The following is a 12,277-nucleotide window of genomic DNA, read 5'->3' on the forward strand; positions in this document are numbered from 1 at the left end:
CGCCAGATACAACTCGCAGACTGCCTAAACAATCCCCATTCTATTCGAATCCAGTTTAAGCAGCACAAAAAGCAATAGCGTAAAGCTTATCAGCGATGAACCGCCATAGCTGATAAAAGGCAGCGGGATACCTATTACGGGCACAATGCCTATCGTCATGCCGACATTTATCATCACGTGGAAAAATATAACCGAGGCTACGCCATAGCCGTATATTCGTGAAAATGGCGATCGCTGTCGCTCCGCAAGCATAATTATGCGGAGCACTAAAAACAGGTACAGGCCGATTACGGTTACCGATCCGGCAAAGCCCCACTCCTCACCCACGGTACAGAAAATAAAATCGGTACTTTGTTCGGGCACAAACGAGTACTTGGTTTGGGTACCATGCAAATAGCCCTTGCCCCAAAGCTTGCCGGAACCTATTGCAATTTTTGATTGGTTTACGTTATAGCCTTTGCCCTTTAAATCGCTTTTTATACCCAGTACAATATCTATACGCACTTTTTGGTGCGGCTTAAGCACACTGTTGTAAATAAACTTAACGCTTAAAACAAACACAACACAAATGGCAAGACCTGCCAATAAAGTTGTTACCAACCTTTTATTGCGCCTGAACAGCAGGATAATTAGTGCCACAATTGCAACAATTACGCCGATTACCGCCAGCGGACTAAACAATATTGCCGACACAAACAATGCTATAAACAAAAACCCGATGATCAGAAAGTATGGCGACAGTCCCTCGCGGTACAGCACAAAAACCAGGGAAATGAACACCAATGTTGAACCCATATCAGGCTGCAGCAATATCAAAAACATGGGCACGCCAATAATAGCCAGTGCAATGGCAAACGACTTTATTTCGGAAACCTTTATGTTTGGGCCGCTTAAATAACGGGCTAAAATCAGGCAGGTCGAAAACTTGGCAAACTCTGCCGGTTGCAGCCTGAAACCGCCACCAAGATTTATCCAGGCCATATTGCCGCCCACCCTGTGCCCAATAACCAATACCAGCAGCAGCAACAGCAAGGTGCCTACATAAAAAATGGGGGCCAAAGCCGTAATAAACCTGCTCTCGAGCAGCAAGATAATGCCGCCTACTATTACCGATACAATAATAAAAGTAAACTGCTTTCCATAATTGGTGGCACCGTCAATAATACTTGGGTGGCGCTCATCAAATACAGCAGAATGGATATTGAACCAGCCGATTACACAAAGCGCAAAGTAGATAAACACCGTTACCCAATCTACGTTAAAAAAGAAACTGCGCTGGTTGTTCATCTCTTTTTAGTTTTTAATTGTGCGGCCTGTGATTTATTTTCCGTATCCTTTTTTCCCTTGCCCGATGCTGTTTTAAGTCCCTGAGTTTTTTGCAGGGAATCTTTCTTTTGCTTTTTAGCCGTATCAGCCGGCACTGGCTTTCTCCTGAACTTGTTGTAATACAAAGCAGAATCGGGGAGTCGATTAGCATTGGCAAAATGCTCCACAGTAATACCAGATTCACGCTGAGAGATAGTGCCTTTTAAATACTTTTCTACAATAAAACTGGCAATCGGCGCGGCCCAATGTGCACCTTCGCCCGAGTTTTCAACTATAACGGCAATGGCTATCTTGGGATTCTCGCGCGGAGCAAAGGCAACGAACACCGAGTGCGACTCACCGCCGGTATTTTGTGCCGTACCTGTTTTTCCGCACATAATAATACCGGGTATTTTCGATCGAATAGCCGTGCCTCTTTCAACCACGGCCTCCATCCCATTTATTACCGGTTGAAAATATTGAGAGTCAATCCCCACGTAATTTCTTACGGCGTATTCCTTTTTGATAACATTATGAGTGCCGATTGCTTTTATCAAATGTGGTTTGTAATAAAATCCTTCGTTAGCAATGGTGCATTCCAGATTGGCCATTTGCAGCGGCGTTGCCAATAGCTCGCCCTGGCCAAAAGCCACGTTGATAACCGTACTTGAACGCCAACCGCCTTTGTGGTAAATATTATCGTAGTATAATGAGGTAGGCACATTGCCCCGGCTTTCGCTGGGCATATCAAGATCGAGCCGGGTACCTAAACCAAATTTTTTAACATTGTCACGCCATTTATTAAATTCTTCTTCGGTGGCCTTACCGCCGTAGCGGTTTATTATTTTTTCGAACACCATCATAAAGTACCCGTTGCACGATTCAGCTACTGCACTGCTTAGGTTTACCAAACCATGCGATTCGCCGTTATTGCATTTTACCCTCCGGTTTCCGGCCTGGTAGTAGCCGGGGCAGTAATATGTAGTTTGCGGTGTAATAATACCTTCCTGCAAGCCAATAAGCGCGCTCAACGGTTTAAATGACGAACCGGGAGGATACTTGGCCTGTATCGGCCTTATAAAAAAGGGATTGTAAACATCGTTATACATTTTGGCAGCGTTGTTACCTCTTTCGCGGCCTACCATTAAATTAGGATCGTAGGTGGGGCCGCTTACATAACAAAGTATTTCACCGGTCGACGGCTCAATGGCCACAATGCTGCCCACCTTATTTTGCATGAGTTTCTCGCCCAGCTTTTGTATGTTAATATCAAGCGACGATGTTAACCGTTCACCTGCTACTGCTGCCGTATCGAATAGGCCGTTGGCATATTTCCCTTTCGGACGACCACGTGAATCGACCATTTGGTTGAGCACGCCCCGCTGACCGCGAAGCACAGTTTCGTATGATTTCTCTACCCCGGTTATACCAATAAAATCGCCCTGGTGGTAATAGCCGTTTGAGCGTTTGATATCCGGTTCTTTTACCTCGCCAATAAAACCCAGGAAATGAGCAGCTACCGAGTCGGGATAGGTGCGCAGGTACCTGGTTATGGAGCTAAAGCCCGGAAACTCAGATAATCTTTCCTGCACCGCAGCATATACTTCGGGGGTAAGTTGTTTCTCAAAAACAGATGCCGTTGTTTGACCAAATTTACAGGCCTTTATCCAGCGTTTATCAAATTCGGCCTTGTCAATCCCCAGCAGTTTACAAAGGGCAAGGGTATCAAAGGGTTTCACTTTACGCGGTTCAACCACAATATCGTAAAAAGGCTCGTTTAATACCAGCACTTTCCCGTTTCGATCGAGGATGGGGCCACGGGCAGGGTATTGGATAGTTTGTCTTAAAACATTTTTACCGGCGTATATGGCGTACCGGTCATCAATCACCTGCATATAAAATAGCCTGGCAAGCAGAATGATGACGATGGTTATGAAAATTCCGGCAATAACGTAGCGCCGCTCAAAAAATCTATTCATTTACGCTCTTTCCTCTTGAAAAATAACAGCCCCGAAATTAACATTAAAAACACGGTAAATAATGAACTCAATAAAACACGGCTTATTGTAAATTCCAATTGCGAAAGGCTGAAAGCTTCAAGGTTGAAGAGAAAGAAATGGTGAACAAGGGTTAATACGGAAGCATAGGTAATAAACCATCGCAGCCCCATAATTCCCAGGGTAGGCTCGGGCTCATTATCAAAGCCATCTTTTTGAACGGTAATGCTGATAAAAATAATACGTACAAATGCCAGTATCACACAGGCGGCTGCATGCAGCCCGGGCGTATCGTAAAAAGCATCAATGGTAAGGCCTAATATAAATGCCAGCGCGAAGAGCAATACGTTTGGTGTTTCAAACGGCAGCAGTAAAATAAAAAGGATATAAAAATATGGGGTCGAAAAATTATACAGGCTTATATTCTTCAATAAAAAAACCTGTATAAAAACCAATACCAAAAACCTGATAAGGTTGATTATGATGTTCCTACTCATCCTTTTTTTGCTGGGCCTCCAATCCCTCCTGCTCCGTAGCAAATTTGTTATTTATAACATCAACATATTGCAGCTTGCTAAAGTCCACAGCCAGGGCAACTTCCATGTTAAGTGCATAGCCCCCTGCCTTGGTATGCAGGTTACTTATCTTCCCGATGGGTATACCCGTTGGAAAAAGCGAATATCCCGATGTTACCACCTGCTCGCCTACCTTTGGCACAGCGTTGTTGGATACATCCTTTAAAATGCCCTTATGTGGATTTAAATCATCGCCCCACTCAATGGTGCCGATCTCTTTATTATTAGCCAGCATAGCGCTAAACTGCGAATCTTTATGCAGCAGTGACTGTATTACCGAGAAGTGTTCTGAAACAATAATAACTTTACCTACAATGCCCAAATTGCACATTACGCCCATGCCTTTCGCAATACCTTGCTGGCTGCCTTTATTAATGGTAAGGTAGTTATTGGCGTGGTTTGTTGAATTGTTTATCACCCTTGCAACTATGTATTCGTACTGCCGTTTATAAATAGTGTCGGTTACCTTGTGTTTGTTTACCGTATCCACATAAAACGACGACTTGAGCTGGTTGCGCAGCCGGGAGTTTTCGCGGGCAAGCTCATCATTTTCTTCCTTTAACTTCAGGTAGCTGTTAAACTCGCTCATTTTGGCGTAAAAGCCACCGGTAACTTCGTTGGACGAGTTAATAAAGCTGGCTTTCTGAAACGAGTTGTATTTGATATAAATTATAAGCGAAGCAACCTCGAAAATTATGAACAAAAAGAATGCGTTGTATTTAGTTATAAATATCAGCAGGTTGCGCATTGTTAGAGATAAGTTAATTGGAGATTAGAATCAAGAGCCAAGAGCCAGGAACCAGGATAGCAGAAAGATTTTCGTCTTTTATCTTGATTCTTAACTCTTGATTCCTGGCTCTAACCTACTGCATTAAGAATTTAAAATTACCAATATTCTTCAAAGCTGTGCCGGTTCCGCGTACTACGGCGCGCAACGGGTCTTCGGCTACGTGCACCGGCAGTTTGGTTTTGGCGGCTATACGTTTGTCAAGTCCGCGCAGTAATGCACCGCCACCTGTTAAGTATATACCGGTTTGATAAATATCTGCCGAAAGCTCGGGCGGCGTAATTTCAAGCGCTTTTAAAATCGCTTCTTCAATCTTCGAAATCGACTTATCCAAACAATGTGCAATCTCAGAGTATGAAACCATTATCTGTTTTGGCACACCGGTCATTAAATCGCGGCCCTGTACAGCAAAGTCGGTTGGTGGGTCGGCAAGCTCTGGCAATGCAGCGCCAACTTCGATTTTTATTTTCTCTGCCGTACGGTCACCAATCATGATGTTGTGCTGACGGCGGATGTATTGTACAATGTCAGAGTCGAAGTTGTCCCCTGCCACACGGATAGACTGGTCGCAAACGATACCTGATAACGCGATTACTGCGATCTCGGTAGTACCACCACCGATATCGATGATCATGTTACCCATTGGTTCCTCCACATCAATACCGATACCTACGGCTGCGGCCATTGGCTCGTGTATAAGGTAAACTTCCTTGGCGCCGGCAATTTCTGCTGAGTCGCGTACGGCACGTTTTTCAACCTCGGTAATACCTGATGGAATACAGATCACCATACGCAACGATGGAAAAAACCACCCTTTGCCCTGGTTAATCATTTTTATCATGCCGCGTATCATGTGCTCAGCAGCGTTAAAGTCGGCAATTACACCATCTTTAAGCGGACGAACCGTGCGGATATTATCGTGGGTTTTGCCTTCCATTTGCATGGCCTGCCGGCCAATGGCAATAACTTTATTGGTGGTGCGGTCAAAAGCTACAATCGACGGTTCGTCGACAACAACTTTATCGTTATGTATAATGAGGGTATTTGCTGTACCTAAATCGATGGCGATTTCCTGTGTAAAAAAATTAAATAAACCCATTTAGTTTTATTTCAAAAATATGCTGCAAAATTGATAAATATAGTTGAATAAGTTGCATTAAGTTGATTGGGTGAATGGTTTTTTATTTAAATACTTACAACCTAATCAACAACTCACTTAATCAACAACTCACTATCCATTAGTGTTTAAAATGGCGTACGCCGGTAGTAACCATCGAAATGTTTTTTTGATTACACATTTCAACGGAAAGCTTATCGTTTATTGAGCCACCTGGTTGTAACACAGCGGTAATACCTGCCTCCGCAGCCAGTTCAACACAATCGGGAAAAGGAAAAAAAGCATCAGACGCCATTACCGCCCCGTTCAAATCAAACCCAAAGCTATTTGCCTTAATCACCGCCTGCTTTAAAGAGTCGACCCGTGAGGTTTGGCCTACCCCGCTTGCCATTAACTGACCATTTTTTGCAAACACAATAGTGTTCGACTTGGTATGCTTTACCACCTTGTTGGCAAAAAACAAATCCTTTAGCTCGTGATCAGTCGGCTTCCTGTCGGTAACCGGCGTCATTTGCTCCGGGCCTTCAATTACAGCGTCCTTATCCTGCTCAATAATTCCGTTCAACAGTGTTTTAAATTGCTTTACCGGCAATTCAACTACCTGGCGAATCAGTATAATACGGTTCTTTTTCTCTTTTAGTATAGCAACAGCTTCATCGGTAAAGGCCGGGGCTATCAGCACCTCGTAAAATATTTTGCTGATTTCGGTAGCTGTTTCTGAATCAATTTCGTCGTTGGCAATTATTACACCACCAAATGCTGATACCGGGTCACAAGCTAAAGCGTCAACCCAGGCTTCTTTTATAAAATTGCGCGATGCTATACCGCAGGCATTGGTATGTTTTAAAATGGCAATAGTCGGTTCGGTAAATTCATCAATTAAATTTACAGCTGCATCAACGTCAACCAGGTTATTGTATGATAATTCTTTACCGTGCAGTTTGGTAAACATGCGGTCGAGCTCACCATAAAACACGCCGCCCTGGTGCGGATTTTCGCCATAACGCAAAACCTGGCTGGTTTGTATGCTTTCTTTAAATACCGGCAGAGGCTCCTCGCGGTTAAAATATTTATAAATAGCTGTATCGTAGTTTGACGAAATGTTAAACGCCTTGTGGGCAAACGAACGGCGCTGGTCGATAGTTGTTGTGCCACCCTGCGTTTTCAATAAATCTTCCAATACTGAGTAATCTTTTTTGGACGCAACTATCACCACATCTTTAAAGTTTTTAGCTGCCGCACGGATTAATGAAATGCCGCCGATATCGATTTTTTCGATAATCTCGTCCTCTTCAGCGTTCGACATTACGGTTTCTTCGAATGGATATAAATCAACGATCACCAAATCAATTTCGGGTATTTCGTACTGCGCCAGGTGCTGCTCATCGGGTGCAAAATTTCTACGGGCCAAAATGCCGCCGAAAATCTTGGGGTGCAGTGTTTTAACGCGACCACCAAGTATAGATGGGTATGATGTAAGGTCTTCGACCGGTATTACGTTTACGCCTAAATTGCGGATAAAAGTTTCTGTTCCGCCGGTTGAATATATGTTAACGCCAAGGCGGTTTAACTCGTGGATTATCGGCTCTAAATTATCTTTATAATAAACTGATATTAAAGCATTTTTTATTTGCACTGACTCGCTCATTTACAGGATGTTTTTTGAGCCGCAAAGGTAGGGATTAGTGATTAGAGATTGGGGGTAAAATGGCAGTTTTTTTAAAGTTTTTTTCGGTATTAATAATTTAGATAAAACATGTCTTTTCTATCCCTGTGATGATTATCTTTTTCTCTTATTTTTTTAATAAAAATAAAAGCCCTAACTTAGATTTATGACTACGTTAATCATTAAATCGGACTCTGCTAAAAAAATTTCTTTGATAAAGCAATTTGTTGAAGGACTTGGATTATCTGCAACCACCCAAAGTTTTGAAGAGTTGGATGTAAACGCAATGGTCAGCGGAATAGGCCGGAAAGCAACCGATGAGGAACTAACTGCATACCTCGCAAAAGACATTGATGAAGAGCCAATTAATTTAGAAAAAGCTTTTTCCAAATATCTTAATGCAAAGTGATAGTTTGGTTGTCAAAATCTTACCCAAAGCAATGCGGGTTATTGATGCTATTGCTGATTTTGTAGAGTCAAAAAACACACCAGGTAGCGGCGCAAAGTATGCTCTAAAATTCAAATTAGCTATTGAAAAGTTGGCGGTTCCTGGTGTACAATACTCGTTTTGTAATCATCCAATGCTAGCCACCCGCGGTTACTCCTGTACCCGCTTTAATGATTGGGTAATCGCGTTCAAAATAAAAAATGGAGATTTAATAGTCTATGAGATAATTCATGGCTCACTACTTTCTTAGACAACCTCATTATTCGAAGTCGAAGAGACTCTTACTCTTTTAAAATAACTTCAGGATGGTGTAGCATTCGGCCATACCCCACCGTAATGACTTTAAAATAGCGATCATGAAGACTTTATCCTTTACCTTACTGTTATTTTTAGGATTATTTTTAATAACCTGCAAAAAAGACAATTCCGGAGTTGTTGATAACACACTTACCGGCAGATGGAAGCTAAGTGAAACATATGCCGACCCAGGAGATGGTAGCGGTAAATACCTCCCCGTGGCGAAAACTAATACACCTTATGTTATTTTTAATACTAATGGGACGTTGAATGGTACTGCCTTTCCCAATGACGTTAGCTATGTTGTAAAAGATTCTGTCACACTGGCAATTACTTCAAAAACTAACTCAGTTGAAAACTATGCCTATAAAATAACAAATGGTGTGCTGCAAATGAGCCCTGCCGGCCCAGTTTTTTGCACTGAAGGTTGTGGACAGAGGTTTAGCAAAACAAGGTAAAATCTCGACCGGGGGAAGGATAAAGACACCTGATAAGCCTAATCTCCAATTAAGCAATCACTATACCTAACTCTTCATTTTCTTCAGCAAACTTTCAATCACCCTTGGGAAGTGCTGATGTTCGAGTTGCTGACCCTTAAATTTAATAACCTCCAGGTTATCACCTGGCTCAACTTTAAAGCGCGATTGGTGGATTATTTCACCTTCATCAAATTGGTCACTCACAAAATGGATGGTAATACCCGATTCGTCATCGCCTTCGGCAAGTACTGCTTTGTGCACGTGATCGCCATACATGCCTTTGCCGCCGTGTTTTGGCAACAGTGCAGGATGGAGGTTAATTATTTTATTAGGAAAAGCATTTAACAGCGACACTGGCACCAGCCAAAGGAAGCCTGCAAGCACAATTAAATCAACCTGCAGGTTTTTCAGCAGCCTGATAACGTCGTCGGTATCATAAAACTCGTGCCTGGTAAAAATATGTGAGGGAATTTCAAAATTATCGGCCCTTTGCAAAACGTAGGCCTGCGGATTGTTAGTTAATATCAAAACTACTTCGGCCTCCGGATTACGCTTAAAATGCTCCATTATTTTTTGAGCATTTGATCCCGATCCTGAAGCAAAAATTGCAATTCTTCTTTTCATCAAAAACTTATCCTAATAAATCGTAATGGGTTCTATCCGTATGTAAACACCAACAAATGATTTTTGAAGGTAACATTTTGGTTACATATAGCAGTTACAACATGTCAAATATATGGTTTTCCTTGCAATAATTGTTTCCTAAACAGTATTTAGGCCATTTTTTAATTATTAATTACGCAGGATTTCCTTACATGAAAACAAGCGGTGATTATTAATTGGTGCTAACACTGGTTTGGCGAACAAACCCGTATACTACAATTCTGCGGTGCTGTGTTAGCGAATAGTTGGGTGCAATATCGCCCGTGTTTAACACCATTGAATACTGCCCGAGGGTTTGAATCTGGGTATTAATAAAGGGCTGTGAACTCCCGCTTTTGGAAGTATCCTTCAAAGTTACATCTGCATTTAAAAAAAGCTGGTTTTGGGTAAGCGACCAATTGCCTTTTACAGTTTGAGTCATGCAGTTGAAGTTGGTATACGTACAGGTTTTATCAAGATTAAATGTAAAGTACTGCGAACAGGTATCGTTCATGGTGGTGTCTTTAACACCCTGGTTGCCAACAAACTCTTTTACTTCTATCGAGGCCAGTTTCCAGGTACCGCCGGTAAATAAAGTTGCGATGGGGGTTTGCCCTGTTTTTTTACAGGAGTTAATAATCAATCCCAGTATAATTAAAGCAGCTAAAAACGGATATCTTTTCTTCATCAGTCGTATATCGGCAAAAATAAAAATTTGGCCGCAGATTATTTGGATTAAACAGATTTAGTAGATTATTATTGTTGGGAAGTCCGAAAGTCGGGGAAGTCCGGAAGACCGAAAGAAAAAGTTTGTTAGTTTTGATAGGGCTTTTCAATTCTAACCCAATCAACTTAATCAACCCAATCTAACTCAATCAACTCAAAAATGCGTATCCCATTTGAAACCCTGCGATCCGAATTTAAACGGGTATTGCTTTCATTAGATTTTCCCGAGAAGAAGGCAAACCTTTGCGCCACTATTTTTGCGGAGAACAGTCGTGATGGTCTATATATACACATGGATTGAACCGTTTCCCGGTTTTTGTTGAGTTTGTAAAGGAGGGTTTGGTAATACCGGATGCGGAACCGACAAAAGACACTGCTTTTGGCTCGCTGGAACAATGGAATGGTAACCTGGGGCCTGGAATTTTGAACGCACGTTTTTGTATGAACAGGGCCATGTACCTGGCTAATACAAACGGCATCGGGTGCGTAGCCCTTAAAAACACCAACCACTGGATGCGTGCCGGAGCTTACGGCTGGCAAGCCGCCGAAGCCGGACTGATCGGTATTTGCTTCACCAACACCATTGCCAACCTGCCGCCCTGGGGTGGCATTGACCCACGGCTTGGTAACAACCCTTTGGTTATAGCTATACCACGCAAAGGCGGGCATGTGGTGTTGGATATGGCCATTTCTCAGTATTCGGTTGGTAAACTAAACCAATATAAAAACAATAATGAAGGGCTGCCCCTGCCCGGTGGATACGATGCTGATGGAAATTTAAGCAGCAATGCCACCGAAATACTGGAATCAAAAAGGCTGCTGCCTGTGGGGTTCTGGAAAGGTTCCGGGCTGTCATTAGTGTTGGATTTGTTAGCAACTGTGCTTAGCCAGGGAAAATCGACCGCAAAAATTACTGAAAGCGAAAGTGAGTCGGGCGTATCGCAAGTGTTTATCTGCATAAAGCCTGAAGACAATTCATACACCCAACAGGCTATTGAAGAAATAATTGCCTACACCAAAGCCAGCCGGCCTGAACATGCGGGCGGCGCTATCTCCTACCCGGGCGAAAACACGTTACGAACAAGGGAGAAGAGTTTGAAAGAAGGCGTGTTGGTGGATGAAAGGATTTGGGCGAAGGTGAGATCTCTCTAATACAATAACGCATAATTGAGCATTCTCCCCAATCCATTAAAAATAATCCCTACCCTATTTAAATAGTTTCCCCGCCTAAAATAACATCCGGTATTTAGTTTGAAATAAAACTGACCCGAATGAAAAAAATTGCAAAACTATTTACACCAGCGCTACTTGCCGCCGCTTTTGTAAAAGCTGAAGCCAATGCCATTACTATCTCCGCCGATACCAATAAGTATTGGGCTGAAGTAAAGGCTTTCGCTCCTGGTGAAATTCCCGGCGTGGCTAACAGGGATGCTGCTCCCGCGTTTTCGTCCGATGGCAAATCGGTTTATTTTGGTGCAGCGCCTGTAAAGGATATAACCATAATGGTTTCCTGTTATATGGATAACAAATGGACTGAGCCGGTTATTGCCCCGTTTTGCGGTGGCTTCCACAACCTTGAACCTGCATTTGCGCCAAACGGCAAATACATAGTGTTCGCATCCAATCGCCCGGCAACTGCAGACGGCAAGATAATTGACGGTTATTGGAGTAAAAAAAACTACCCCGGCAATGGCGGCAACCTGTGGAAGGTTGACCTTACAAAAAAAGGCTGGGGCGAACCACAGCGCTTACCCGATGTGATTAACCAAAACAATTCGATCTTCAGCCCGGCCATTACTGCCGATGGCAGCGTTTATTTTATGCTGCCCGATACCTCTGGCCGGTTCCACATCCGCCGCTCGCAATATAAAAACGGGGAATACCAAACACCTGTGCGCCCGTCATTCAGCATTGATGCTTATGGCGATGTTGACCCCGTAGTTGCTCCCGATGAGTCGTTCCTTATTTTTTCATCAGGCAGGCCACCTGCGTTACCTCATACTGCCGACTTGTTTATTGTTTTCCGCACCCCTAAGGGTTGGAGCGAACCGCTCGATTTACGCCAGCTGATTTCGGATAAAGTATTCGGCGTTGAGGCCCGTTTGTCCCCCGATTTAAAGACGCTTTATTTCAGCAACCAGCGCAATGCAGCCGGGGTAACTGTTAATACCGACCAGTACATTTGGCAGGTAGATATAAGTAAGGTATTAAAAGCACATGGCTTGTAGTAAACGTATC

Annotated in this window: 14 protein-coding genes; 6 read left to right on the forward strand and 8 right to left on the reverse strand. The window is 43.1% G+C overall.

Going from position 1 to position 12,277, the window contains the following annotated elements; translation table 11 throughout:
* Positions 1-24: 24 nt before the first annotated feature.
* The 6 genes from rodA to purH form a co-directional block, all read right to left on the reverse strand.
* Complete coding sequence (gene rodA, locus NAF19_RS22415) at positions 25-1,287, reverse strand: rod shape-determining protein RodA (RefSeq protein ID WP_252792581.1); 1,263 nt, start codon at positions 1,285-1,287, stop codon at positions 25-27.
* Positions 1,284-3,284, reverse strand: a complete 2,001-nt coding sequence (mrdA, locus tag NAF19_RS22420; RefSeq protein WP_252792582.1) for a penicillin-binding protein 2 — start codon at positions 3,282-3,284, stop codon at positions 1,284-1,286. Before mrdA ends, rodA begins: the two co-directional genes overlap by 4 nt.
* The gene (gene mreD / locus NAF19_RS22425; protein WP_252792583.1) at positions 3,281-3,799 is read right to left on the reverse strand and encodes a rod shape-determining protein MreD; all 519 of its coding nucleotides are present in this window, start codon (positions 3,797-3,799) and stop codon (positions 3,281-3,283) included. Before mreD ends, mrdA begins: the two co-directional genes overlap by 4 nt.
* On the reverse strand, positions 3,792-4,625 hold the full coding sequence (gene mreC, locus NAF19_RS22430) for a rod shape-determining protein MreC (RefSeq protein ID WP_252792584.1): 834 nt from the start codon (positions 4,623-4,625) through the stop codon (positions 3,792-3,794). Before mreC ends, mreD begins: the two co-directional genes overlap by 8 nt.
* Positions 4,626-4,740: 115 nt before the next feature.
* Positions 4,741-5,763 (reverse strand): rod shape-determining protein, encoded by a 1,023-nt coding sequence (locus tag NAF19_RS22435; RefSeq protein ID WP_073405201.1) that lies wholly within the window; start codon positions 5,761-5,763, stop codon positions 4,741-4,743.
* 139 nt (positions 5,764-5,902) lie between these two features.
* Positions 5,903-7,429 (reverse strand): bifunctional phosphoribosylaminoimidazolecarboxamide formyltransferase/IMP cyclohydrolase, encoded by a 1,527-nt coding sequence (gene purH / locus NAF19_RS22440; protein ID WP_252792585.1) that lies wholly within the window; start codon positions 7,427-7,429, stop codon positions 5,903-5,905.
* Between the two features lie 184 nt (positions 7,430-7,613).
* Between purH and NAF19_RS22445 the strand changes: the two genes are divergently transcribed.
* From NAF19_RS22445 to NAF19_RS22455, 3 genes are all read left to right on the forward strand, one after another.
* Positions 7,614-7,856, forward strand: a complete 243-nt coding sequence (locus NAF19_RS22445; RefSeq protein ID WP_252792586.1) for a hypothetical protein — start codon at positions 7,614-7,616, stop codon at positions 7,854-7,856.
* Positions 7,846-8,145: a type II toxin-antitoxin system RelE/ParE family toxin gene (locus NAF19_RS22450; RefSeq protein WP_252792587.1), complete on the forward strand. Its 300-nt coding sequence runs from the start codon at positions 7,846-7,848 to the stop codon at positions 8,143-8,145. The genes NAF19_RS22445 and NAF19_RS22450 overlap by 11 nt, the downstream gene beginning before the upstream one ends.
* Positions 8,146-8,251: 106 nt before the next feature.
* Positions 8,252-8,650, forward strand: coding sequence for a hypothetical protein (locus tag NAF19_RS22455; RefSeq protein WP_252792588.1), 399 nt, complete (start codon positions 8,252-8,254; stop codon positions 8,648-8,650).
* A gap of 66 nt (positions 8,651-8,716) precedes the next feature.
* Here the strand turns inward: NAF19_RS22455 and purN are convergent, their stop codons facing one another.
* Together purN and NAF19_RS22465 are read right to left on the reverse strand one after the other, a co-directional pair.
* Positions 8,717-9,295, reverse strand: a complete 579-nt coding sequence (purN, locus tag NAF19_RS22460; RefSeq protein WP_252792589.1) for a phosphoribosylglycinamide formyltransferase — start codon at positions 9,293-9,295, stop codon at positions 8,717-8,719.
* A 211-nt stretch (positions 9,296-9,506) separates the two neighbouring features.
* Entirely contained in the window at positions 9,507-10,001 is a 495-nt protein-coding gene (locus NAF19_RS22465) for a hypothetical protein (protein WP_252792590.1), read from the reverse strand.
* Between the two features lie 198 nt (positions 10,002-10,199).
* On the opposite strand from NAF19_RS22465, the gene NAF19_RS22470 reads away from it, so the two are divergent.
* From NAF19_RS22470 to NAF19_RS22480, 3 genes are all read left to right on the forward strand, one after another.
* Positions 10,200-10,340 carry a hypothetical protein gene (locus tag NAF19_RS22470; protein ID WP_252792591.1) on the forward strand — a complete coding sequence of 47 codons (141 nt, stop codon included), beginning with the start codon at positions 10,200-10,202 and terminating at the stop codon, positions 10,338-10,340.
* A complete protein-coding gene (gene yiaK / locus NAF19_RS22475) occupies positions 10,337-11,191 on the forward strand; it encodes a 3-dehydro-L-gulonate 2-dehydrogenase (protein WP_252792592.1) in 855 nt (284 codons plus the stop codon). Before NAF19_RS22470 ends, yiaK begins: the two co-directional genes overlap by 4 nt.
* A gap of 119 nt (positions 11,192-11,310) precedes the next feature.
* Positions 11,311-12,267, forward strand: a complete 957-nt coding sequence (locus tag NAF19_RS22480; RefSeq protein ID WP_252792593.1) for a TolB family protein — start codon at positions 11,311-11,313, stop codon at positions 12,265-12,267.
* Positions 12,268-12,277 lie beyond the last annotated feature (10 nt).

Source organism: Mucilaginibacter flavidus (assembly GCF_024055575.1).
Lineage (GTDB): Bacteria > Bacteroidota > Bacteroidia > Sphingobacteriales > Sphingobacteriaceae > Mucilaginibacter > Mucilaginibacter flavidus.